The 25,303-nt window shown below is 68.3% G+C and carries 18 protein-coding genes; 17 read left to right on the forward strand and 1 reads right to left on the reverse strand.

Annotated elements, in window-relative coordinates; all coding sequences use genetic code 11:
- The first annotated feature begins 17 nt into the window (after positions 1–17).
- The 17 genes from ACOCEP_RS18255 to ACOCEP_RS18335 all read left to right on the forward strand — a co-directional run bounded on the left by ACOCEP_RS18255 (position 18) and on the right by ACOCEP_RS18335 (position 23,423).
- Positions 18–1,070 carry a substrate-binding domain-containing protein gene (locus tag ACOCEP_RS18255; protein ID WP_482338659.1) on the forward strand — a complete coding sequence of 351 codons (1,053 nt, stop codon included), beginning with the start codon at positions 18–20 and terminating at the stop codon, positions 1,068–1,070.
- Positions 1,071–1,112: 42 nt separating this feature from the next.
- Positions 1,113–2,282 carry a Gfo/Idh/MocA family protein gene (locus tag ACOCEP_RS18260; protein ID WP_482338661.1) on the forward strand — a complete coding sequence of 390 codons (1,170 nt, stop codon included), beginning with the start codon at positions 1,113–1,115 and terminating at the stop codon, positions 2,280–2,282.
- A 109-nt stretch (positions 2,283–2,391) separates the two neighbouring features.
- The gene (locus tag ACOCEP_RS18265) at positions 2,392–3,549 is read left to right on the forward strand and encodes an inositol-3-phosphate synthase (protein WP_482338663.1); all 1,158 of its coding nucleotides are present in this window, start codon (positions 2,392–2,394) and stop codon (positions 3,547–3,549) included.
- Positions 3,546–4,394 (forward strand): SCO3242 family prenyltransferase, encoded by an 849-nt coding sequence (locus tag ACOCEP_RS18270; protein WP_482338665.1) that lies wholly within the window; start codon positions 3,546–3,548, stop codon positions 4,392–4,394. The genes ACOCEP_RS18265 and ACOCEP_RS18270 overlap by 4 nt, the downstream gene beginning before the upstream one ends.
- Positions 4,391–5,803 (forward strand): EboA domain-containing protein, encoded by a 1,413-nt coding sequence (locus tag ACOCEP_RS18275; protein WP_482338666.1) that lies wholly within the window; start codon positions 4,391–4,393, stop codon positions 5,801–5,803. Before ACOCEP_RS18270 ends, ACOCEP_RS18275 begins: the two co-directional genes overlap by 4 nt.
- Positions 5,804–5,807: 4 nt before the next feature.
- Positions 5,808–6,671 (forward strand): TatD family hydrolase, encoded by an 864-nt coding sequence (locus ACOCEP_RS18280; RefSeq protein ID WP_482338667.1) that lies wholly within the window; start codon positions 5,808–5,810, stop codon positions 6,669–6,671.
- Positions 6,668–7,738 (forward strand): metabolite traffic protein EboE, encoded by a 1,071-nt coding sequence (gene eboE, locus ACOCEP_RS18285; RefSeq protein WP_482338668.1) that lies wholly within the window; start codon positions 6,668–6,670, stop codon positions 7,736–7,738. Before ACOCEP_RS18280 ends, eboE begins: the two co-directional genes overlap by 4 nt.
- Entirely contained in the window at positions 7,735–9,108 is a 1,374-nt protein-coding gene (locus tag ACOCEP_RS18290; protein ID WP_482338670.1) for an alkaline phosphatase family protein, read from the forward strand. Before eboE ends, ACOCEP_RS18290 begins: the two co-directional genes overlap by 4 nt.
- Before the next feature lie 312 nt (positions 9,109–9,420).
- Complete coding sequence (locus ACOCEP_RS18295; RefSeq protein WP_482338671.1) at positions 9,421–12,513, forward strand: ThuA domain-containing protein; 3,093 nt, start codon at positions 9,421–9,423, stop codon at positions 12,511–12,513.
- Positions 12,510–13,514, forward strand: coding sequence for a sugar phosphate isomerase/epimerase family protein (locus ACOCEP_RS18300; protein ID WP_038518461.1), 1,005 nt, complete (start codon positions 12,510–12,512; stop codon positions 13,512–13,514). Before ACOCEP_RS18295 ends, ACOCEP_RS18300 begins: the two co-directional genes overlap by 4 nt.
- Before the next feature lie 10 nt (positions 13,515–13,524).
- Positions 13,525–14,412 (forward strand): sugar phosphate isomerase/epimerase family protein, encoded by an 888-nt coding sequence (locus ACOCEP_RS18305; RefSeq protein WP_482338673.1) that lies wholly within the window; start codon positions 13,525–13,527, stop codon positions 14,410–14,412.
- Between the two features lie 14 nt (positions 14,413–14,426).
- Positions 14,427–15,440 carry a multicopper oxidase domain-containing protein gene (locus tag ACOCEP_RS18310; RefSeq protein WP_482338674.1) on the forward strand — a complete coding sequence of 338 codons (1,014 nt, stop codon included), beginning with the start codon at positions 14,427–14,429 and terminating at the stop codon, positions 15,438–15,440.
- Positions 15,441–15,459: 19 nt separating this feature from the next.
- On the forward strand, positions 15,460–19,425 hold the full coding sequence (locus tag ACOCEP_RS18315) for a ThuA domain-containing protein (protein ID WP_482338676.1): 3,966 nt from the start codon (positions 15,460–15,462) through the stop codon (positions 19,423–19,425).
- Positions 19,426–19,495: 70 nt separating this feature from the next.
- Entirely contained in the window at positions 19,496–21,388 is a 1,893-nt protein-coding gene (locus ACOCEP_RS18320; RefSeq protein WP_482338678.1) for an OmpL47-type beta-barrel domain-containing protein, read from the forward strand.
- A 301-nt stretch (positions 21,389–21,689) separates the two neighbouring features.
- Positions 21,690–22,553 carry a sigma-70 family RNA polymerase sigma factor gene (locus ACOCEP_RS18325; protein WP_482338679.1) on the forward strand — a complete coding sequence of 288 codons (864 nt, stop codon included), beginning with the start codon at positions 21,690–21,692 and terminating at the stop codon, positions 22,551–22,553.
- 28 nt (positions 22,554–22,581) lie between these two features.
- Entirely contained in the window at positions 22,582–23,058 is a 477-nt protein-coding gene (locus tag ACOCEP_RS18330) for a carboxymuconolactone decarboxylase family protein (protein WP_482338681.1), read from the forward strand.
- Positions 23,058–23,423: a DoxX family protein gene (locus ACOCEP_RS18335; protein ID WP_016331796.1), complete on the forward strand. Its 366-nt coding sequence runs from the start codon at positions 23,058–23,060 to the stop codon at positions 23,421–23,423. Before ACOCEP_RS18330 ends, ACOCEP_RS18335 begins: the two co-directional genes overlap by 1 nt.
- 66 nt (positions 23,424–23,489) lie before the next feature.
- On the opposite strand, the gene ACOCEP_RS18340 is transcribed toward ACOCEP_RS18335, so the two are convergent.
- A complete protein-coding gene (locus ACOCEP_RS18340; protein ID WP_482338682.1) occupies positions 23,490–25,235 on the reverse strand; it encodes a BCCT family transporter in 1,746 nt (581 codons plus the stop codon).
- Positions 25,236–25,303 lie beyond the last annotated feature (68 nt).

Below are 25,303 nucleotides of genomic sequence, written 5' to 3' on the forward strand. Positions count from 1 at the left end.
GTGGATGGAGAATCGTCATGACCGAACAATCCCTGCACCGCCGCCGTTTCCTGCTGGGAGGCGCGGCCGTCGGAGCGGGCGCGCTGCTGACCGCGTGCACCTCGAACGAGGCACCGGCGCAGAACAACGCGGCCAACGTGGCCAACGCCGGGGCGAACTCGCAGCCCGGAAGTCCAGTGACAATCGGGTTTTCAGCGCCCGCCGCGGACCACGGCTGGATGGCGGCCATCACCAAGAACGCCCGCGCGCAGGCGCAGAAGTTCAGTGAGGTCACGCTCAACGCGACCGAGGGCACCAACGACGTCAACCAGCAGATCTCCCAGGTGGAGACCTTGATCAACGCCAAGGTCAACGTCCTGGTGATCCTGCCGTTCGACGGCAAGGCGCTGACCGCGGTCGGCCAGCAGGCGATGGACGCCGGTATCCAGGTGATCAACCTGGACCGCGTCTTCGACACCCCGCTGGCGTACCGCACCTGGATCGGCGGCGACAACTACCGCATGGGTGTCAACGCCGGTAACTACATCGCCCAGCAGATGAAGGCGAAGAACATCGCCAGCCCGGTCATCGGCGAGGTCGCGGGGATCGACTCGCTGCCGCTGACCCAGGAACGCAGCAAGGGTTTCAAGGACGCCTTGACCCGTCAGGGTTTCACGGTCGGTCCGCGCGTGTCGGCGCAGTTCACCCCGGAGTCGGGCGAGCAGCAGACGTCGAACCTGCTGCAGTCGGCGTCCAAATTGGACGCTCTGTGGAACCACGACGACGACCAGGGCGTCGGCGTCATCGCGGCGATCAACAACGCCAACCGCAAGGACTTCCTGATGGTCGGCGGCGCGGGATCGAAGAACGCGATGAACCTGATCAAGTCCGACGCCGAGCCGCTGAAGGCGACCGTGCTCTACAGCCCGTCGATGGCGTCTTCGGCGATCTCGCTCGCACGGCTTCTCGGCCAGGGCAAGGGAGCCGGCGACTTCGCCGAGCACGAGATCCCCGCCGAGATCACCACGTACTCCGCGGTGGTCACCAAGGAGAACGTCGACAAGTACATGGACGTCGGCTTCGACTCGTAAACCCGCGTACCCGACACACGCAAGCGGAGACATAGGAGGGGCATGAGCACGGCAAAGGAAACGATCGGGATCGGCATGGTGGGCCACGCGTTCATGGGTGCGGTGCATTCGCACGCGTGGCGCAGCGTGCACCGGTTCTTTACGCCACCGCTGATCCCGCGACTCGCCGTGCTCGGCGGCCGTGACGAGGTGCGGACGAAGGCCGCGGCGGAACGGTTCGGCTGGGAAGACGTCGAGACGGACTGGCGCGCGCTGATCGCCCGCGACGACGTCGACCTGGTCGACATCTGCACGCCGGGCGACAGCCACGCCGAGATCGCGATCGCCGCGCTCGAAGCGGGCAAGCACGTGCTGTGCGAGAAGCCGCTGGCCAACACCCTCGCCGAGGCCGAAGCGATGGCCGAGGCGGCGGCGAAGGCGCGGGCCAACGGCGTCCGGTCGATGGTGGCGTTCAACTACCGCCGGGTGCCCGCGCTCGCGCACGCCAGGAAACTGGTCGCGAGCGGGGCACTCGGCGAGATCCGCCACGTGCGGTCGGTCTACCTGCAGGACTGGCTGTCCGACGCGCGGGCGCCGATGACCTGGCGGCTGCACAAGGACAAGGCGGGCTCCGGCGCGCTGGGTGACCTCGGCGCGCACATCGTCGACGCCGCCCAGTTCGTCACCGGCGACACGATCACCGGGGTTTCCGCGCTGACCAACACCTTCGTCAAGGAGCGGCCGGACGGTGACGGCGGTACCGGGCAGGTCACGGTCGACGACACCGCGCTGTTCCTCGGCCGGTTCACCGGTGGCGCGGTGGCGAGTTTCGAGGCGACCCGGTTCGCACTGGGCCGCAAGAACGCGATGCGGCTGGAGATCAACGGGTCGAAGGCGAGCCTCGCGTTCGACTTCGAGTCGATGAACGAACTGTCCTTTTTCGACGGCGGCCAGCCCGCCACCGAGGCGGGGTTCCGCCGGATCCTGGTCACCGAACCCGAGCATCCGTACGTCGGGGTCTGGTGGCCGCCGGGGCATCTTCTCGGCTACGAGCACACCTTCACCAACGAGGTCGCCGATCTGCTCACCGCGATCGGCGACGGCACGGATCCCGAACCGTCCTTCGAGGACGGGTTGCGGGTTCAGCAGGTCCTGGCCGCGGTCGAGCACAGCGCGTCCGACGAAGCGCGCTGGACCGCTGTGCCCCGCGTCACCACGAAAGGGCGTAACTGAGCGAGAGATCCAGCCGAAAGTCGCATGACGACTGTCACTGCGACTTGGTTCGATCCGAAACATCCGACCATCGGAGGTTGGTGTTCTCGGGCTGGGAAAGGTGGAGGAAATGCCTGCTCACGAGCGTACGGGCATCTGGTTGATCGGGGCGAGGGGGTCTGTCGCCACTACCGCCGCGGTAGGGCTCCTCGCGCTGCGCGCGGGGGTGACGGGCGGTGGCGGCTGCGTCACCGAGCTGCCCGCGTTCGCCGGGGTTCCGTTGCCGGGCTGGGACGATCTGGTCCTCGGCGGGCACGACATCGCGCATACGCCGCTGGAGAAGCGGGCCGAGCAGCTGGCGCACGCCGGCGTGTTCGGGCACGCGGTGTTCGCCGCGGTCCGGTCCGGGCTGGCCGAGGTGGACGCCGAGATCCGCGACGGATACCACCCGGCGGCACATACCGGCGCCCAGGCGGACGCGGCCGCGCGGCTGACGGCGGACATCCGAGCTTTCGCCGACCGGCACGACCTGGCGCGGGTCGTCGTGGTCAACGTTTCCTCCACCGAGGCCCCGTGTCCCCACCTGCCCGAACACGACGACCTCGACGCACTGGAAGCGGCGCTCGCCGACCCGGCGCGGGCGGTGTTGCCGTCGAGTTCCCTGTCGGCTTACGCGGCGCTGAAGGCAGGAAGCCCGTACGTCGAGTTCACGCCGTCCGCGGGGATCACCCTGCCCGCGTTGCGTGAGCTCGCCGAGCGGGAAGGCCTGCCGTACGCGGGTTGCGACGGCAAGACCGGCGAGACGCTGCTGCGCACGGTCCTCGCGCCGATGTTCAGCGCGCGGGCGTTGAAGGTCCGCTCCTGGGCGGGCACCAACCTGCTGGGCGGCGGCGACGGCGAGACCCTCGCCGACCCGGTGACCGCGAACAGCAAGCTGGAATCCAAGGCGCGCGGGCTCGCGGCGCTGCTCGGCGAGGACGTCACCGCGCCGCTGCACATCGACAACGTGCCCGACCTCGGTGAGATCAAGACCGCGTGGGACCACGTGTCGTTCGAGGGTTTCCTCGGCGCGCGCATGAGCCTGCAGTTCACCTGGACCGGCTACGACTCCGCGCTCGCGGCACCGCTGATCCTCGACCTCGCTCGCCTGGTGACCGCGGCGCACGCCGACGGCCAGAGTGGTGCGCTGACCGAACTCGGGTTCTTCTTCAAGGATCCGCTGGGCAGCGACGAACACCGCTTCGCCGAGCAGACCGCCCGCCTCGTCACCTGGGCGGCCGACCTGTGAAGGCCTATGTGGAACTAGTCCGGGCGCCCGCGGCGCTGACGGTGCTCGGCGACACGGTCGCCGGATCCGCCGCCGCGGGGCTCAAGATGACCGGCCGACGGCTGCTGTTGCCGCTGTCGTCGGTCGCCTTCTACTGGGCCGGTATGGCCCTCAACGACTGGGCGGACCGGAAGCTCGACGCCGTGGAGCGGCCCGAGCGCCCGATCCCGTCCGGGCGGGTGAGCGCGGGCGCGGCGCTCACCACCGGGGCCGCGCTGACCGCCGCCGGACTCGGCCTGGCGGCGCTCGGCGGCGGCCGCCGGGCGATGCGCGTCGCGGTCCCGCTCGCGGGCGCGGTGTGGGCCTACGACACCGTGCTCAAGCCGACCCCGGCCGGACCGGTGGCGATGGCGGCCTGCCGCACGCTCGACGTCCTGCTGGGTGCCGGTGATTCGCCGGAGAAGGCGGCCACGGCCGCGGCGGCGGTGGGTGTGCACACGCTCGGTGTCACGGCGTTGTCCACCGGGGAAGTGCACGGCGCGAACCCGGCGACCGCCCGGGCGGCGCTGGCCACCAGCTGCGCGGCGACAACGTTGGCATTGACCGGACCAGCGAGGGGCGGGTGGCATCGCGCGGCCTCGATGGCGGCCGGTTCGGGCTACGCGGGCCTGGTCGGCCGGGCGCAGGCGGACGCCGTCCGCGACCCGTCGGCGAAGTCCGTTCGCTCGGCGACGAAATCCGGCATCCACGGCATGGTCCCGCTGCAGGCGGCGGTCACGGCGAAGGGCTCGGTACTGGGGGCGGCGCTGGTCGCGGCCGCGCTGCCGATCGCCCGCAAGCTGTCGAGGAAGGTGAGCCCCACATGACGTTTTCTCTGGGATACGGCACCAACGGCTTCTCCAACCACCGCCTCGACGACGCGCTCGCGATCATCGCCGACCTCGGCTACACCGGGGTGGCGCTGACTCTGGACCACGATCACCTCGACCCGTTCGCCGACGATCTGGCGCGGCAGGTCGACCACGTGGCCTCCCGGCTTTCGTCGCTCGGCCTGAACCGGGTCGTCATCGAGACCGGCGCGCGGTACCTGCTCGACCCGTGGCGCAAGCACTCGCCGACGCTGCTTTCGGACGATCCCGCGTTGCGGATCGACTTCTTGGCACGGGCTTTGCAAATCGCCGGGGACCTCGGCGCGGACTGTGTGTCGTTCTGGTCCGGCGTGTCCACTGTGGACAACGACCTGGCTTGGTCGCGGTTGCGTGAAGGGGTCGCGGCGGTCCTGGAGCACGCCGCGCGGCTGAACGTGCGGCTGGCGATGGAACCCGAGCCCGGCCACCTCGTGCAGCATCTGGGCCAGGTCCTGGACCTGCGCAAGGAACTCGGCGAGCCGGACCTCTTCGGGGTCACGCTCGACGTCGGGCACTGTGTCGCCGTCGAGCCGGTGAACGCGGCCGAATGCGTCCGCCTCGCCGGTCCGCTGCTGTGGAACGTGCAGCTGGACGACATGCTGCCGCGGGTCCACGAGCATCTGGAGTTCGGGGACGGGCATCTGGATCTGCCGGGGACGCTCGCCGCGCTGGCGGAGATCGGCTACACCGGGCTGGCCGCGGTCGAACTGCCCCGGCACAGCCATGCCGCGCCGGACACCGCGCGCCGGGCCTTCGAGGCGCTCACCGCGGCGATGCCGCAGACGTGGCAGGCCAAGGCGGAACGCCGGATCCGGGAGAAGCCGTCGGTGATCGGCTCGATCTTCCCGGCCGTCGGCCGCGAGGTCGGGCGTGAGGCGTTGCGCCCGGACACCGATCCGCGCGGGCTGGTCCACGGCACGGTCGACGACCGGGCGCGGATCCGGCTCGTGTCGGTGCTGGCCGACGTCCTCGACGACGCGGCGCTGGCCGCGGAACTGCGCGATCTCTACCGCTACGGCGACGACGCCGAGCGGCGCGGGGTCCTGCGGGCACTCAACGGCCTGGAGTCGCCGGGGGCCGAAGTCACCGATGCCGGGATCAAACTGGTCGAGGACGCCTTGCGCGCCAACGACATCAGGCTGGTCGCCGCCGCCATGGGCGCCTTCGCCCGGTTCCTGGACGACCACACGTGGCGCCACGGCGTCCTCAAATGCGTCTTCGTCGGGGTGCCGCTGGCCGCCGTCGCGGACCTCACTTCCCGCGCGGACGACGAGCTACGAAGAATGCTCGCCGATTTCGCCGACGAACGCAGGGCGGCCGGACGTGACGTACCCGCCGACGCCCTCTCATTGCTCAAGGAGAACTGAGCCAATGCGTATCTTCGATCCCCACATCCACATGTCCTCCCGGACCACCGACGACTACGAAGCCATGTACGCGGCCGGTGTCCGCGCGCTGGTCGAACCCGCGTTCTGGCTGGGGCAGCCGCGTACCAGCGTCGGCTCCTACACCGACTACTTCGACGCGCTCATCGGCTGGGAACGGTTCCGTGCCGCGCAGTTCGGCATCCGGCACCACTGCACGATCGCGCTGAACCCCAAGGAGGCCAACGACCCCCGCTGCCGCGAGGTGCTCGACGTGCTCCCGCGGTACCTGGCGAAGGACGGTGTGGTCGCGGTCGGCGAGGTCGGCTACGACTCGATGACCAAGGAGGAGGACGAGGTCTTCTCCCGGCAGTTGGCGATGGCGCTGGAACACGACCTCCCCGTCCTGGTGCACACCCCGCACCGCGACAAGCTGGAAGGCACCAAGCGCACACTCGACGTCGTGCGCGAGGCCGGCGTCGCCCCGGAACGCGTGGTCGTCGACCACCTCAACGAGGTCACCGTCAAACTGGTCAAGGATTCCGGTGCCTGGATGGGTTTCTCCATCTACCCGGACACCAAGATGGACGAGCACCGGATGGTCGAGATCCTGCGCCAATACGGGCTGGACCAGATGATCGTCAACTCGGCCGCCGACTGGGGCCGGTCCGATCCGCTGAAGACCGCCAAGACCGGGCAGGCGATGCTCGACGGCGGGTTCACCGAGGCCGACGTCGACAAGGTGCTGTGGCAGAACCCGGTCGACTTCTACGGGCTCAGCGGCAGGCTCACGCTCGACCCGTTGCCCGGGTTCACCGGCGAGGCCGTGACGTTCGAGGGCAACTCGGTGCTGCGAGGTGCCCGCAAATGATCTCCTACTGTACGAACGTCCACCCGGCCGAAGACGTCGACGGCATCGTCACGCAGCTGGAGCGGTACGCGCTCCCCGTGCGTGAGCGACTGGGCGCCGATCGGCTCGGCGTCGGGCTGTGGCTTTCCGCGCCGGTCGCGCGCGGGCTCGCCGAAGACGCCGAGGCGCGCAAGCGTTTCCGTGCCGAACTCGACGCCCGCGGGCTGTCGGTGTACACGCTCAACGCCTTCCCGTACGGCGGCTTCCACGACGACGTCGTCAAGCACGCGGTTTACCGTCCTGAGTGGACACATCCGGACCGGGTCGCGTACACGATCGACTGTGTGAACGTGCTCTCCGATCTCCTCGCCGAGGATGCTTCTTACGGCAGCATATCGACGCTGCCGTTGGCTTGGCGTGAACCGTGGACCGAATCGGACGACCGCCGCGCGGCCGAAGCCTTCGGTGAAGTCGTGCGGGCGATCGGTGACCGGCCGATCAAACTGGCCGTCGAACCCGAACCCGGCTGCGTGCTCGACACCGTGGCCGACGCGCTGGGCTGGCTTTCCGGCCGCGTCGACCCGGAGTACGTCGGGCTGTGCCTGGACACCTGCCACCTCGCGGTGTCGTTCGCCGACCCGGCGGAGACGCTCAAGGCGATCGCCGAGTCCGATGTGGACATCGTGAAGGTGCAGGCTTCCGCCGCGTTGCACGTCGAAGATCCCGCCGAAGCCCATGATGCGCTCGCGGCCTTCACCGAACCGCGGTACCTGCACCAGGTCCGCGAGTTTTCGGGCGGTGTCGTGCGCAAGGCCGACGACCTTCCCGAGGCGTGGACCGACCTGCCGGGGGAGGGGCCGTGGCGCGTGCATTTCCACATGCCGCTGCACCAGGCGCCGGCCGCGCCGCTGTCCACCACGACCGACGTCCTGCGCGCCGTCGCCGCCGGGCTGCCCGGCGAACCGCATATCGAGGTCGAGACCTACACCTGGAGCGTGCTCCCGGGCGCGGACGACCTCGTCGGCGGGATCGCCGCGGAACTCGAGTGGGCACAGGCGAACCTCGTCAAGGAAGGGGCGTCCGCGTGAAACCCTTGGTCGTCATCGACGTCGTCGGGCTGACCCCGAAGGCGTTGCGGGACATGCCGAAACTGTCCGCCGTCGCCCGCGACGGCTGGCAGGCCGAACTGGGCACCGTGCTGCCCGCGGTCACCTGCAGCGCGCAGTCGACGTTCCTCACCGGGCTCATGCCCGCGCAGCACGGGATCGTCGGCAACGGCTGGTACTTCCGCGAGCTCGGCGAGATCTTCCTGTGGCGCCAGCACAACCGGCTCGTCGGCGGCGAGAAGCTGTGGGAGACCGCGAGGGCGGCACACCCCGGCTACACGTCGGCGAACGTCTGCTGGTGGTACGCGATGGGGATGAGCACCGACGTCACGGTGACCCCGCGGCCGATCTACCACGCCGACGGCCGCAAGTCGCCGGACGCCTACGTGCGCCCGCCGGAACTGCACGATCAGCTGACCGGCGCGCTGGGGGAGTTCCCGCTCTTCCAGTACTGGGGCCCGACGGCATCGCTCAAGTCGAGCAAGTGGGTGATCGGGGCGTCGCGGCAGATCCTGCGGGAGAAGCGGCCGGATCTGCTGCTGACCTACGTGCCCCACTTGGATTACGACCTGCAGCGCTTCGGACCCGACGCGCCGCAGGCACGGCAGGCCGCGCGGGAACTGGACAACGCGCTGGCGCCGTTGCTCGACGACGCCCGCAACGCCGGGGCGACCGTGGTGGCGCTCAGCGAGTACGGGATCACCAACGTGCACCGGCCGGTCGACATCAACCGGGCACTGCGGCGCGAGGGTCTGCTGGAGGTCTACACCCAGGCGGGCATGGAGTACCTCGACCCGTGGGCATCGCGTGCGTTCGCCGTCGCCGACCACCAGGTCGCGCACGTCTACGTCCGCGACTCCGCTGATCTGGAGCGGGTGCGTTCGATCGTCGGTGAGCTGGCCGGCGTCGACGAGGTGCTCGACCGCGAGGCGCAGGCTCGCTACGGGATCGACCACGAACGCGCGGGCGAACTCGTCGCGGTCGCCGAGCCGGACTCCTGGTTCACCTACTACTACTGGCTCGACGACGCGCGGAAGCCCGACTTCGCGCGCGGCGTCGAGATCCACCGCAAACCGGGCTACGACCCGGCCGAGCTGTTCTTCGACCCGGAGGACAAGTTCGCCAAGGCGCGGGCCGGGCTCAACCTGGCGAAGAAGTTCGCCGGGCTCCGGTACGCGATGGACGTCGTCCCGACCGATCCGCGCTGGGTGCGCGGCTCGCACGGGCGGCTGCCGGATGCAGGCGAGGACGGTCCCGTGCTGCTCTGCTCGGATCCGGCGTTCGAACCGTCCGGCCGTGTGGGGGCGACCGACGTACATCCGCTGTTGTTGTCGCTGCAAGGCCTGAAGTAGAGGAGGTGGCGGGGTGGTGTGGTCGGTGCGTGTCGCGAAAGCCACTTTCGCGACGTCTGATGTCCCGAAAGTGGCTTTCGGGACATGGTCGCCCGCTCCCGCCGCCACCGACGTTGCGAAAGCCACTTTCGCAACCTTCAACGTTGCGAAAGTGGCTTTCGCAACACCTCGACTCGGCTCCGGGCCGGCGAGCTGAACCACCGCCAGAAAGGAAAGCCCCACCCGCAAGTCCTTCCTTGATCGCCGCCGCTCATCGAAAGGATCGCCACAGCTATGTCTTTGAAACGACGACTGGGTGTGCTCGTCACATCCATGGTCACGGCTCTGACAGGCGTCGCGCTACCGATGCAGACCGCATCGGCGCACGAAGCGGCCACGGTGCTCGTGTTCTCCAAGACCGCGGGCTTCCGGCACGATTCGATCCCCGACGGGATCAAGGCGATCAAGGATTTGGGGGCACAGAACCACTTCGCGGTGGAGGACACCGAGGACGCGGCCGCCTTCACCGACGCGAACCTCAAGCGTTTCAACGCGGTGGTCTGGCTTTCCACCACCGGTGACGTGCTGAACGCGGACCAGCAGGCCGCGTTCGAGCGGTACGTGAAGGGAGGCGGCGGGTACGTCGGCGTGCACGCCGCCTCCGACACCGAGTACGACTGGCCCTGGTACGGCGAGCTGGTCGGGGCGTACTTCAAGTCCCACCCGCAGATCCAGCAGGCGAACGTCAAGGTCGAAGACCACGACCATGTGTCCACTGTGGATCTTCCGGGGACCTGGCCGCGCACCGACGAGTGGTACAACTACCGCGAGAACCCGCGAAGCAACGTCCACGTGCTCGCGAGCCTGGACGAGAAGAGCTACCAGCCCGGGGACGGCGCGATGGGCGATCACCCGATCGCCTGGTGCCACGAGAATTCCGGTGGCCGCTCCTGGTACACCGGCGGCGGGCACACCAAGGCCTCCTACGCCGAGCCTGCCTTCCTCAAGCATCTGGCGGGTGGCATCAAGTACGCCACCAAGCTGAGCGAGGCGGGCTGCGCCAAGACCCAGGAAGACCCGGTCGACGCGGACTTCGACCAGATCACCCTGGCCAAGGGCGAGGAGAAGACCGGCGAGCCGATCGCGCTTTCGGTGCTGCCCAATCGCGACGTCCTCCACACCTCGCGCGATGGCCGCGTCTGGTACACCAGCTCCTCGGCGACGACGTCGCTGGCCGGGCAGATCCCCGTCTACAACCACGACGAGGACGGCCTCCAGGGCGTCGCCATCGATCCGGATTTCGCCAAGAACCGCTGGGTCTACCTGTACTACGCGCCCAAGCTGAACACCCCGGCCGGTGACGCGCCGGAGAACGGTACCCCCGCCGACTTCGAGCCGTTCAAGGGTTACAACCAGCTCTCGCGGTTCAAGCTGGGCACCGACAACAAGCTCGACCTCGCGAGCGAGCAGAAGATCCTCCAGGTCCCGGCCGAACGCGGCATCTGCTGCCACGCCGGTGGCGAGATCGACTTCGACGCCAAGGGCAACCTCTATCTGTCCACAGGGGACGATTCCAACCCGTTCGCCTCCGACGGTTTCACCCCGATCGACGAGCGCGCCGACCGCAACCCGGTGTACGACGCGCAGCGCACCTCGGCCAACACCAACGATCTGCGCGGCAAGGTGCTGCGGATCAAGGTCGGCGCGGGAGGCAAGTACACGATCCCCAAGGGCAACCTGTTCCCCAAGGGCAAGGCCAAGACCAAGCCCGAGATCTACGCGATGGGCTTCCGCAACCCGTTCCGGTTCGCCGTCGACCGCAAGACCGGCTGGATCCACCTCGCCGACTACGGTCCTGACGCCGGCGCTGCGGATCCGAAGCGCGGTCCCGGCGGCACGGTCGAGTTCAACTTGATCAAGAAGCCCGGCAACTTCGGCTGGCCGTACTGCGTCGGCGACAACCAGCCGTTCATCGACTACGACTTCGCCACCAAGGAGTCCGGCGCGGCCTTCGACTGCGCCAAGCCGAAGAACACCAGCCCGCGCAACACCGGACTGACCGAGCTGCCGCCGGTCGAAAAGGCGTGGATCCCCTACGACGGTGGTTCGGTGCCCGAGTTCGGCACCGGCCCCGAGTCGCCGATGGGCGGCCCGGTCTACCAGTTCGACGCGAAGAACCCGTCGCAGACGAAGTTCCCCGAGTACTTCAACGGCAAGACCTTCGCCTACGAATGGGAACGCGGCTGGATCAAGGAGATCACCGTCGGCCCGAACGGTGAACGCGGCGCCATCAAGCCGTTCTTCGACTCGATGGACCTCGTCCGCCCGATGAACCTCGAGTTCGGCCCGGACGGCGCGCTCTACGTCCTCGACTACGGCACCGGCTACTTCGGCGGTTCCAAGGAATCCGCCGTCTATCGCATCGACTACACCAAGGGCCGCCGCACCCCGGTCGCCCAGGTGGCCGCGGACAAGACGTCCGGCCAAGCCCCGCTGACCGTCAAGTTCGACCCGGCCGGGACGAACGACCCCGACGGCGGCGCGCTCACCTACGCCTGGGACTTCGACGGGAACGGCACGACCGATTCCACCGAGGCCACCCCGGTTTCCCACACCTACGCCGCGAACGGTCAGTACACCGCGAAGCTGTCGGTCACCGACTCGACCGGGCTGACCGGTTCGGCGAGCGTGGTGGTCACCGTCGGCAACACCGCGCCGGTGGTCACGCTCAAGACACCGGTCGACGGCAGCGTGTTCAGTTTCGGCGACATGGTCCCGTTCAAGGTCGAGGTGACCGACGCCGAGGACAACCCGATCGACTGCTCCAAGGTGACCGTCGAATACATCCTCGGCCACGAGGGCCACGGGCATCCGCTGAGCCGCGCGACCGGTTGTGAAGGCACCATCGCCACGCCCGCCGACGAAGGACACGGCGCGGACGCCAACGTCTTCGGCGTCATCAACGCCAGCTACACCGACAACGGTGGAAACGGCGTGCCCGCGCTCACCGGCGAGGCGGAGTCCATCCTTCAGCCCAAGCTCAAGCAGGCCGAGTTCTACACCCAGTCCAGCGGCATCGAGGTCGTCGCGCACGCCGGAGCCAGTGGCGGCAAACGCGTCGGCCACATCGAATCCGGTGACTGGATCAAATTCGACCCGGTGAACCTCGTGGGTGTCAGCGGTATCGGCTACCGGGTCTCGTCCGGCGGCGCGGGCGGCACGATCGAGGTCCACTCGGGCGCGGTGGACGGACCGCTGGTCCAGACGGTCACCGTCGCCAACACCGGCGGCTGGGACACCTACGCCGACATCCCGGCTTCCGCCATCACCGACCCCGGCGGCACCGGCCCGTTGTTCCTCGTGTTCAAGGGCGGTTCCGGCGGCTTGTTCGACGTCGACGCGATCACCTTCGAGGAGCAAGCATGAGCCGTCCGATCACCCTGTTCACCGGCCAGTGGGCGGATCTCCCGTTCACCGAGGTGTGCAGGCTGGCCAGTGAATGGGGCTACGACGGCCTCGAGATCGCGTGTTCCGGCGACCACTTCGAGGTCGACCGCGCACTGTCCGAAGAGGACTACGTGCCCGGACGGCTCAAGCTGCTCGCCGAGCACGGTCTCAAGGTGTGGGCGATCTCCAACCACCTCGTCGGCCAGGCCATCTGTGACGACCCGATCGACGAACGCCATCAGGCCATCATCCCCGCCCGGGTATGGGGCGATGGTGAGCCCGAAGGCGTCCGGCAGCGGGCGGCGAAGGAGATGGCCGACACCGCCCGTGCGGCGGCGAAACTCGGCGTGGACACGGTGATCGGCTTCACCGGCTCCAAGACCTGGAAGTACGTCGCGATGTTCCCGCCGGTCTCGCAGGCGGTCATCGACGACGGCTACCAGGACTTCGCGGACCGGTGGAACCCGATCCTCGACGTCTTCGACGAGGTGGGCGTGCGGTTCGCCCACGAGGTCCACCCGTCGGAGATCGCTTACGACTACTGGACCACGAAACGTGCGCTCGAAGCTGTCGGCGACCGTCCGGCATTCGGGCTGAATTGGGATCCTTCGCATTTCATCTGGCAGGACCTCGACCCGGTCGGCTTCATCCTCGACTTCGCCGACCGGATCTACCACGTGGACTGCAAGGACACCAGGAAGCGGTTCGACGGACGGAACGGACGGCTCGGCTCGCATCTCCCCTGGGGAGATCCCCGACGCGGCTGGGACTTCGTTTCGACCGGGCACGGTGACGTGCCCTGGGAGGACTGTTTCCGCGCACTGAATTCGATCGGCTACGCCGGTCCGATCTCGGTGGAGTGGGAGGACGCCGGCATGGACCGGCTCCGGGGCGCGGCGGAGGCCGTGACCTTTCTGCGGGGGCTCCTGTTCGACAAGCCGTCGGCGGCCTTCGACGCGGCTTTCAGCAACCAGAAGTGAGGGCGGTTTCATGTGCGGTGAAGAAGCTGAGCAGTTCCACTCCCGGCGGGCGCTCCTGCGCGGCGCGGCGACGGCGGCGGTCGCGGTCGGCGCGGCGGTAGCCCTGCCGAGCGTGGCCGGTGCCGCCACCGAGGCGGAGACCCAGGGAGCCGGCCACCACGGACGGGGCCGGGTCCCGGTGGAGAAGATCAGCATCCAGCTCTACTCCCTGCGCACCGCGCTGCAGGCCGACCTGCCGGGAACCCTGTCCGCGCTGGCGGACATCGGCTACCGGAAGGTCGAACTGGCGGGCACCTACGGCCGAACGGCGCAGGAGTTCCGCGGGCTGCTGGACAAGAACCACATCAAGGCGACGTCCACCCACGTCGGCATCGACGGCGACCTCGACAAGACCATCGCGGACGCGAAGATCCTCGGGAACACCCGCGCCAACGTGCCGTGGGCGAACTTCGACACCATCGACGGCTGGAAGCAGTTCGCCGGCCGGATGGACACGGCGGCACGGAAGTTCCGTCAGGCCGGTATCCCGCTCGGTTACCACAACCACGCGCACGAGTTCGCGCCCATCGGCGGCGTGCGCCCGTACGACGTGCTCACCAGGAACACGAACCCGCGGTACGTGCACCTGGAGATCGACCTGTTCTGGGCGGTGGAAGGCGGGATGGACCCGGTTTCCCTGTACCGGCAGCACTGTCCGCGCGTGGTGCAGTACCACGTCAAGGACCGGACCGCGGCGGGCGAGATGGTCGACCCCGGCAAGGGCGTCATCGATTTCCCCCGCATCTTCCGCCACACCCGTCCCCACCTCGCCGAATACATCGTCGAGCACGACAACCCCACGGATCCCCTGAGCACCGCCCAGACCGGATTCACCTATCTCCGCAACGTCCGCTTCTAGCTGGGGAATCCACAATGGACAAGATGAAACGCGGGCTGTCCCGCAGATCGATGCTGGCGGGCACCGCGGCCGGGGTCATCGCCCCGGTCGTGGTGTCGGCCAGCGCGGGATCGGCACCGGCCGCCGCGGCCGGGATGACCCGCAACATCACCGTCTACGCCGACTACGTTCCCGGTTCGACCCGGGTCGGTTACGGGCTGGAGCCCGGGAAACCGACGATCCCCGGGCCGCTCCTGGAATGCTACGAGGGTGACACGCTGGTGATCGAGCTGGTCAACAACACCGACCAGCGGCTGTCGATCCACCCGCACGGCGTCAACTACGACACCAAGTCGGACGGCTCGCCGTTCAACGACTCCTTCAACAAACCGTACGAGACCAAGACCTACACCTGGAAGACCCGGACGGCCTACCAGACGGCCAACGGTTTCTGGATGCCCGGCAGCGCGGGGTACTGGCACTACCACGACCACGCGTTCGGCGGCGACCACGGCACCGCGGGCCTGATGAAGGGCCTCTACGGCGGCCTGATCGTGCGCAAACGCGGGGATCTGCTGCCCAGCAAGCAGTTCACCGTGGTGTTCACCGAAATGTGGGTCAACCACCAGGTCGCCCCGAACACGCCGATCTTCGAGGCGAACCTCGGCGAACGCGTCGAGTTCATCTGCATCGGGCACGGCAACCTGATGCACACCTTCCACCTGCACGCGCACCGCTGGGCGGACACCCGCACCGGCATGCTCACCAGCGCGACCGACAACGCCCCGATCGTCGACAACAAGACCCTGGACCCCGGCAACTCCTTCGGCTTCCAGGTGATCGCCGGTGACGGTGTCGGGCCGGGCGCGTGGATGTACCACTGCCACGTCCAGCAGCACTCCGACGACGGCATGTCCGGGGTGTTCCTGGTCCGCAACGCCGACGGCGGGATGCCCGCGGGCGCCCAGGAGGCGATCGACCGCTTCAAGGGGCACCAGCACACCACGGCCACGCCGAACGCCACCGGCGCCTCGGCCCACCACCACTAGTCCTGAAAGGAGCGAGAACTTGAGACGAGTATTTTCGCAACGCCGGCTCCGCAGACGGTCGCTGGCCGCGCTCGCGGTCGGGGCCGTCGTCACCTCCGGGCTTCCGCTGGCCATCGCACCGGTGACCGCCGAAGCCGCGACGAACGTCCCGATCAACGTCCTGGTCTTCCACGGCACCGCCGCGGACCAGAAGGACCCCGTCTTGCGCGCCACGGACGCGATCGCGAGCCTGGGCCAGGCGAACGGGATCTCCGTTTCGTCCTCTTCGGACCCCGCGGTGTTCACGCAGGCCAATCTCGCGAAGTACCGCGGCGTCGTCTTCCTGTCCGCGCAGGGAATCACGCTCAACCGCGACCAGGAAACCTCGCTGCAGAACTACATGAAGGCGGGTGGCGGCTTCCTCGGCCTGTCCGACGCCGCGCGGGCGCAGGACGGTTCGCAGTGGTTCTCGGGGCTGATCGGTGCCCGTCCGGTGGGGGCGCGTCCCACGCCGGAGGCGGTCGCGTCGGTCACCGCGAGCGCGGAGAACGCGCCCAACGAGAGCAAGGAAAAGCTCGCCGACAACAACGAGAACACCAAGTGGCTGGCCTTCCAGCCGACCGGCTGGGTCGCCTACAAGATGGCGGCCCCGGTCGCGGTCAGCAGCTACGACCTCGTCTCGGCGAACGACTTCCCCGGCCGTGACCCCAAGAGCTGGACCCTGCAGGGCTCCAACGACGGGACCACGTGGACCGACCTGGACACTCGCACCAACGAGACGTTCGCCGACCGGTTCGTGAGCCGCAAGTTCACCTTCACCAACACCACGGCGTACGCGAACTACCGGCTGAACATCACCGCCAACGCCGGTGAACCGCTCATCCAGCTTGCCGACTGGAAGCTGTACAAGGACAACTCGACCACCCCGCCGCCGCCGGAGGCCCCGCCGGCCGAGGCCACGGTCGACGTCCTCGACAAGGCGAACCCGGCCACCGCCGGTCTGCCGCAGAAGTGGGTCCGCACCGACCGGTGGCTCAACTGGGAGGTCAACCCGGTCGGCACCGTGCACACGGTCGCGCAGGTCGAGGAGTCGACCTACAAGCCGGGTGTCGGCGCGAACGGCGCCTTCCACCCGATCTCGTGGTGCCGCGACTACGACGGCGGCCGCTCCTTCTACACCGGCATGGGCCGGACCGAGGCGAGCTACGGCGAAGCCCAGTTCCGCAGCCACATCCTGGGCGCGCTGAAGTGGACCACCGGCATGGTGCGCGGTGACTGCAAGGCGGGGATCGCGGCCAACTACAAGGTCGAACGGCTGACCGGGATCAACCAGCCCGGCCAGCTCGACCAGATGGGCGAGCCGCACGGGCTCACCATCGCGCCGAACGGCCGGGTCTTCTACATCGGCCGCGCCGCCTGCGCCGGCAACACGGTGCCCGCGCCGAACGACTGGACCAACCCCCAGATCGGCGCCGGCTGCGGCACGATCCACCAGTGGGACCCGGTCACCAAGAAGCCGAAGCTGCTCACCACGCTGAAGGTGATGGGCAACCGCGGCAGCGGCGACGAACTGGTCAAGAACGAGGAAGGCCTCCTCGGGCTCGTGCTGGACCCGAAGTTCAGCGAGAACGGCTTCCTGTACGCCTACTGGATGCCGCACGAGTCGGTCGACATCGACAAGCGGATCGGCAAGCGCACGGTCTCGCGGTTCACCTACGACCTGAAGAACCAGACGCTGGACCAGGCGACCCGCAAGGACCTGCTGTCGTGGGACGTCCAGGTCCACAGCTGCTGCCACGCCGGCGGCGGCATGGACTTCGACAAGGACGGGAACCTCTACATCGGTTCCGGTGACAGCAACTCGTCGCAGGGCTCCAACGGGTACTCCGGCAACAACTGGACCCAGGACTACAAGGGCGTCTCGTTCCAGGACGCGCGCCGCACCGCCGGTAACACCAACGACCTCAACGGCAAGATCCTGCGGATCCACCCGGAGCCGGACGGTACCTACACCAACCCGGCGGGCAACCTGTTCCCCGAGGCCAACGACCCCGGGAACAAGACCAGGCCCGAGATCTACGTGATGGGCGTGCGGAACATCTCGCGTCTGCAAGTCGACAAGAAGACCAACTGGCTGACCGCCGCGTGGGTCGGGCCGGACGCGTCCTCGCCGAGCCCGGAACTCGGCCCGGCCAAGTACGAGACCGCCACGGTGATCACCGAGGCGGGCAACCACGGCTGGCCGTACTGCATGGGCAACAAGCAGCCGTACCGCGACCGCAGCAGCACCGACGCCGCGGTCCTCACCGGCTGGTACGACTGCGACAACCCGGTCAACACCTCGCCGCGCAACACCGGCCTGGTGAACCTGCCGCCGATCAAGAAGAACATGATCTGGTACGCGCCGGACGGCGGCGGGCCGGTGTTCCCCAACCGTCCCAACAGCTCCGTCCCGACGTACAACGCGGCCGAGGCCACCTACACGCAGCCCTACCTCAAGGGCGGCGGCCAGGCGGTCATGACCGGGCCGACGTACCACCGCGAACTGGTCAACACCAACAGCGGCGTCGCGTGGCCGGCCTACTGGAACGACAAGTGGTTCATCGGTGACCAGAGCAACGGGCAGAACCGGATCGCGGTCACCCTCGACCCGAACGGCGTCGCGAAGCAGGATCCGCCGGTGTTCGCCGAGACCGTGCGGCAGATCATCCCGACCGGTGGTGGCGACACCAAGCTGAACCAGTGGATGGACGCCAAGTTCGGGCCGGACGGCGCGCTGTACGCGCTCGACTACGGCGGCGGTTTCTTCACCCTGACCAACAACCAGAAGCTGCTGAAGATCAGCTACATCGGTGGCGAGGCCACCCCGTCCGCGGCGGCGTCTTCGACGATGGTGCAGAACAAGCCGCTGACCGCGGCCTTCACCGGGTCGAAGTCCGGCGGCGTCTCCTACAAGTGGGAGTTCGGCGACGGCACGATCTCGACGCAGCCCGACCCGCGGCACGCCTACCCGCGCACCGGGCTGTACACCGCCAAGCTGACCGTGACCTACGCGAACGGCGAGACGGTGACCACGCGGAACTCGGTGAACGTCGGGTGTCTCGTGGCGGATCCCAGCGCCACGGTGACCATCGGCGACACCGACACCGGGGTGACCAACCGCAACGCCGGTGGCGGCTGCACGGTCGACGACATGATCGACGACGACTCCACGTGGACCTCCCACGCCGGTTTCGTCAACCACGTCACCCAGGCCGTGGACCGGCTCGGTGACCTCGGCGTGCTGAACGCGGCCGAGTCGGACAAGATCAACGCCGCGGCCGCCGCGTCGCCCATCGGCAACAAGGGCGTCACCGGCTACGACGCGATCTACGACGGCACGCCGGAGTCGTTCCGCAACTGGTCGCAGGCGCCGTCCGGGCAGTTCGCCATCCAGCCGGACGGGTCACTGCGCCCGTCGGGCGGGCTGGGCATGCTGTGGTACTCGGCACGGCAGTTCGGCAACTTCTCGGTGAAGCTGCAGTTCAAGGACATCGCGCCGACCGGCAGTGCCAACAGCGGTGTGTTCGTCCGGTTCCCGGATCCGCGCACCCCGCTGGAGCAGCGTCCGCCGGGCAGCTGCGGCACGGTCGGTTCGGCTCGGACGTCGCAGGCCTGGGTCGCGATCTACTGCGGTCACGAGGTCCAGCTGTACGACGGGGCCACCGGTGAGCCGCAGAAGACCGGGTCGATCTACAACTTCGACCCGCGGACGCTGGACCAGGCGGGCGTGAAGCCGAAGGGGACCTGGAACGAGTACGAGATCAAGGTCGTCGGGCAGAAGTACACGATCATCCGCAACGGCGTCGTGATCAACGAGTTCGAGAACGCGCCGGGGATCCAGTCGTCGAGGGCGGGCGACCCGTCCACCGACTTCCGGCAGTTCGTCAGCGGGTTCATCGGTCTGCAGAACCACGGTGACAACGACCTGATGGAGTTCCGCAACATCCGGGTGCGGCAGCTGTAGCGCGAAAACCGGCCGGGCGCGCGGATCCGCGTGCCCGGCCGGGCTCCCTTGTACGGAAGGTTTCCCTGCGATGTCCCCAAGAACCCTCGTCGTGGCCCTGGTGGCCGCGACGCTCGCGCTGGCCGGCCTGGTGTTACCCGGCTCGTCCGCTCCCGCCTCCGCCGCCCCCGTCCAGACCCTGGAATGGACCGCGGGCGACAGCACCGACCACTACCTCAGCGCGCCGTCGACCGCGGTGGCCGGTGAGACCACGATCGTCTTCAAGAACACCGAAGAGCTCGGTTCGACGATGTCGCACACGCTGACGTTCGACACGTCGACGCCGGGCTACAACCACGACGTCAACCTCAACATCCTCGCCAACCCCTACGACGACAAGAACGGTGTGCACGAAGCCACGGTCACGCTGACCCCGGGAAAGTACCGGTACTACTGCACGATCCAGGGCCACACCAAGATGATGGGCGAGTTCGTCGTCACCGGCGAGCCGACCCCGGACACCACGCCGCCGACGGTGACCGCGAACGTGACCGGCACCAAGGACACCGCCGGGAACTACGTCGGTTCCGCGACGGTGAACCTGTCCGCGTCGGACAGTCAGTCCGGTGTGGACAAGGTCGAGTACCAGCTCGACGGCGGCGCGTGGACCGCGTACACCGCACCCGTGGCGGTCTCCGCCGCCGGTGCGCACATGGTCCACTACCGCGCTACCGACAAGGCGGGCAACGTTTCGCCGGAAGGGATGTCGTCGTTCACCGTCGTCACGGGCGACCCGGGCGACAAAACGCCGCCGACGGTGACGGCGGAGGTGACGGGCACCAAGGACACCGCGGGCAACTACCTCGACTCCGCCACGGTGAAGCTCACCGCGACCGACGCCGGCTCCGGCGTCGACAAGGTCGAGTACAAAGTGGACGAAGGCGCGTGGACCGCGTACACCGCTCCGGTCGCGGTCACCGCGCCCGGGATGCACATGGTCTCCTACCGTGCTTCGGACAAGGCGGGCAACGTCTCACCGGAAGGCATGGCGCACTTCACGATCGTCAGCGGTGACACCACCGCGCCGACGGTGACCTCCGAGGTGACCGGGACCAAGGACACCGCCGGGAACTACGTCGGCAAGGCGACTGTGACCCTCACGGCCACCGACGCCGGCTCGGGGGTCGGCAAGGTCGAGTACCAGCTGGACGGCGGCCCGTGGCTGACGTACTCGGCGCCGCTCGCGCTCACCGTCGTCGGCGCCCACACGGTGAAGTACAAGGCGACCGACAAGGCGGGCAACGTGTCGGCGGAAGGCACGGCGACGTTCACCATCGTCGAGGGCGACGACAGCACCGCGCCCTCGGTTTCGGTGGTGGTGAGCGGTGACCTGGACGGAAGCTGGTCCTACATCGAAGACGCGACCATCAACCTGACCGCGACGGACACCGGGTCCGGTGTGGACAAGATCGAGTACAAATTGGACGGTGGGGCCTGGACGGTCTACACCGCGCCGGTGAAGGTGACCGCGCTCGGCACGCACACGCTGGTCTACCGCGCGTCGGACAAGGCGGGCAACGTCTCGGCGGAACAGGGCGGCGCGTTCACCATCGTCGCCGCGCCGCCGGGCCCGGACGCCTGCCCGGACTCCGACGTCCGGGACACGGTGATCCTCGGCACGGCGGACAGCCAGGTCGAGAACCGCGACACCGGGAACGGCTGCACGATCAACGACGTGATCGACGACGAGTCGGAGTACTCGTCGAACGAGCAGTTCGTGACCTACGTGCGGGCCGTGACGCAGGAACTCCTCGATGGCGAGGTCATCTCGTCCGACGAGCGGAACCTGATCGTCACGGCGGCGATCGATTCCGGTATCGGTGGCTCGGCCACCGAGCCGGAACCGGAGCCCGGAAAGAAGAAGCCGGAGACGAAGAACCCCGGCATGAAGAAGACCGTGAAGACGCCGATCCGGGACGTCTGAGCGGTACCCGGCTCTGCGCCGCAGGGGCTGCGCCGAATGTGGTGAAGGGGCCTTTCCTCGCATACGAAGCGGGGAAAGGCCCCTTCGCGTCGGCCTGGGTGACGGGAGACCGAACACCCGAGTGCGGCGTCCAGACACGTGAGTTCCGCCCCCAATCACGTGAGTTCCGCCCCCAAACACGTGAGTTCCGCCCCCAAACACGTGAGTCACGTCCTCAAGCACACGAGTCACGGAGTCGGTTACCTTTCTCGCGTCGCGCTCGTCATGTCCATGACGGGTTCGGCGCGAGAAAGGTATCGACATGACCGGCGAAGCCCTGGCCAGCGCGTTCGAGGAGCAGCGTGGCCGTCTGGTGGCCGTGGCGCAGCGGATGCTCGGCTCGCGCGCGGACGCCGAGGACGCCGTCCAGGAGGCCTGGCTGCGCCTGGCCCGCCAGGACGCCGAGACGATCGGCAACCTCTCCGGCTGGCTGACCACCGTCGTCGGCCGCGTCTGCATCGACGTCCTGCGTTCCCGCAAGACCCGTCCCGAGGATTCCTACGACGAGCCGCCCGAGCTGCTGGTGCTGGAGGATTCCCCGGAGGAGGACACGCTCCTCGCCGAATCGGTCGGGGTGGCCCTGGTCGTGGTGCTCGACACCCTCGGCCCGGCCGAGCGGCTCGCGTTCGTGCTGCACGACCTGTTCGCGGTCTCGTTCGCCGAGATCGGTGAGATCCTCGGCAAATCCGCGGACGCGGCCAAGATGCTCGCCAGCCGGGCCCGCCGGAAGGTGCGGGGACAGCGTCCGGCCGACGAGCCGCGGCAACGCGCCGTCGTCGAAGCGTTTCTCGCGGCCGCGCGCGAAGGGGACTTCGAGGGGTTGCTGGAGATGCTCGACCCCGACGTGACGTGGCGTTCGCGGGGCCGGCACGGCGAGGTCGTGCGGCTCGGCGCGGCCGAGGTGGCCACGCGGGTCCAGCGCGGGGCGCGCGCCGCCGGAATGACCCGTCCCGCGTTGGTCGACGGCAAACCGGGAATCGTGTCGTGGAGCCGGACCGGCAAGCTGCTGGGCGTGATGTCCTGCACCATCGTCGACGGCCGCATCGTCGAAATCGATTCCGTGAGTGACCCGCGTCGCCTCGCGGCCATGGGTGTTACCTCTCGGGAGTCCTCCTCGTCGAAGTAAGTGAACACCGACGAGAAGGAGAAATCCCATGCAGGCAAGGCTCGACTACCTCAAGACCGCTCTCGCGCCGAAGCTGGTGAAGCATTTCGTCTCCGCCGCGAAGGTCCTCGACGGCAGTGAACTTCCTTTGGCGACAAGGGAACTGGTGAACATCCGGGCCAGCCAGATCAACGGCTGCTCGGGCTGCCTCGACATGCACACCAAGGACGCGGCACACGCGGGGGAGACCACGACCCGGCTGAACCTGGTCGCCTGCTGGCGTGAGGCCACGGTCTTCAGCGAGGCCGAACGCGCCGCGCTGGAACTCACCGAGCAGGGCTGCCGTCTCGCCGACGGCAGCGGTGTCACCGACGAGGCGTGGGAGGCCGCCGCCAAGCACTACGGCGACGACCAGCTCGTGGCGCTGGTGGCCCAGATCGCGCTCATCAACGCCTTCAACCGGCTGAACGTCATCACCCGGCAGCCCGCCGGGGACTACACGCCCGGCCAGTTCGCGGCGCACTGATGGAGACCGCGCTGTGGATCGTCGCCGGTCTGCTGGCCGTGATGTATCTCGTCTCCGGCGTCGGGAAACTGTTCCTGCGCAGGGAAACGATCGCCGGGGTGGCGTCGGGGGCGGGCTGGGTGCTGGATTTCAGCCCCGGCACGGTGAAGTTCATCGGGGTGGTCGAGATCCTGGGCGCGGTCGGCCTGGTCGTTCCCGCGCTGCTCGACATCGCCCCGGTGCTGGTGCCACTGGCGGCCCTCGGACTGGCGCTGGTCATGGCGGGCGCGCTGGTCGTGCGGCTGCGTCGCCGCGAGCCCCTGATCGCGTTGCTGGACCTGGGTTATCTCGCGTTGTGCGCTTTCGTCGCCATCGGACGCGCCTGAAGTACGTGAAGGCCCCCTTCACTGCGCTAGACGCAATGAAGGGGGCCTTCACGTACTTTTACCGCCTCAGGTGCGCTGCTTCGACCGCCCGAGGAGGCGACGGCGGCCGTGGCCGTTCGTGCGTTCCTCGTGGAGTTCCTTCAGCGACAACATCATCGCGTCTTCCTGCTTCATCAGCGGGTCGTTGCGCAGGTCCTTCCAGACCGACACGCACAACCCGACCATCACGAACACGAACGGCACCGCGATCAGGATGGTGAGGTTCTGCAACCCGGTCAGCGCCTTGTCCCCGCCGACGAGCAGCATCACCGCCGCGACGGCGCCCATCAGCACACCCCAGAAGATCACGACGCTCTTCTTCGGATGCACGCTTCCGCGCTGGGACAGGGTGCCCATGACCACCGACGCCGCGTCCGCACCGGAGACGAAGAAGATGGACACCAGGATCATCACCAGGATCGCGATCGGGATGAACCACGGCAGCGTCTCGAGCAGTTCGAACGTCGCCGACTGGGCGCTGCCCGCGCCCGCGATGTCCGTCCCGGCCCGTTGCCTGCTGATCGCCGCGCCGCCGAAGATCGCGAACCAGATCAGGCTCACGACGCTCGGGATCGCGATGACACCGAAGATGAACTGCCGGATGGTGCGGCCGCGGGAGATCCGCGCGATGAACATGCCGACGAAGGGCGTCCACGAGATCCACCACGCCCAGTAGAAGACCGTCCAGCCGCCGAGCCAGGTCTGCATCTCCTCGCCGCCGGTCATCCCGGTGCGGCCGGACATCTCGGCCAGCTCGCGGAAGTAGTCGCCGATGGCGCCCGGCACGATGTTGAGGATCAGCACGGTCGGCCCGACCACCAGCACGAACACCGCGAGTACTGCGGCGAGCACCATGTTGATGTTGGACAGCCACTGGATGCCCTTGGCCACCCCGGAAACCGCCGAAGCGATGAACGCGATGGTGAGGATCGCGATGATCGCGACCAGCAGCCCCTTGCCGGGATCGTCGATCCAGCCGACGGCGCCCATGCCACCGCCGACCTGGAGCGCTCCGAGGCCGAGGGAAGCGGCGGAACCGAACAGCGTGGCGAAGATCGCCATGATGTCGATCGCCTTGCCCAGCGGGCCTTCGGTGCGCCGCTTGCCGAGCAGCGGCGCGAACACCGAACTGATCAGCTGGCTGCGGCCCTTGCGGAAGGTGCTGTAGGCGATCGCGAGACCGACGACGGCGTAGATCGCCCACGGGTGCACGGTCCAGTGGAACAACGTCGTCGCCATCGCGGTGTGGACGGCTTCGTCGGAGTTCGGGGCCGCGGTGCCCGGGGGCGGGCTCGCGAGGTGGGAGACCGGTTCGTACACCCCGAAGAACATCAGGCCGATGCCCATCCCGGCGCTGAACATCATCGCGATCCACGACGACGTCCGGAATTCGGGCAGTTCCTTGTCCCCGCCGAGCGGGATCCGGCCGTAGCGGCTTATGGCCAGACAGACCGCGAAGAGTACGAAACCGCTCGCGGTCAGCACGAAAGCCCAACCGCCGTAAGGGATCACGGCGTCGTTCAACAGGGTCGACGCGACGCTCGCGAGATTTTCCGGGGCCAGCACGCCCCAGACGATGATCGCGAGCGCGAGTACCGCCGCCACACCGAAAACGGTCCGGTCGGTCTCGGCGGGTCGTTCGGCGGCGAGGTCGAGGGGGACGTGCTCATCGGGCGGGTGGCCCGGACCCGTCGTGTCCGGTGCGTGGGCGAGGTCGGTCGCGGTCTCCGCGACGACCTCTTCTTCCGCTTGTTTACCGTCCTGCGAACTCATGTTCAGTGACGCGCCGCCTGTGGCGCGCTCTCCTTCCGCCCGATGTCAACCCGTTTGCACCACTGCAC

The sequence above is a fragment of the Amycolatopsis sp. CA-211722 genome (genome assembly GCF_056828465.1).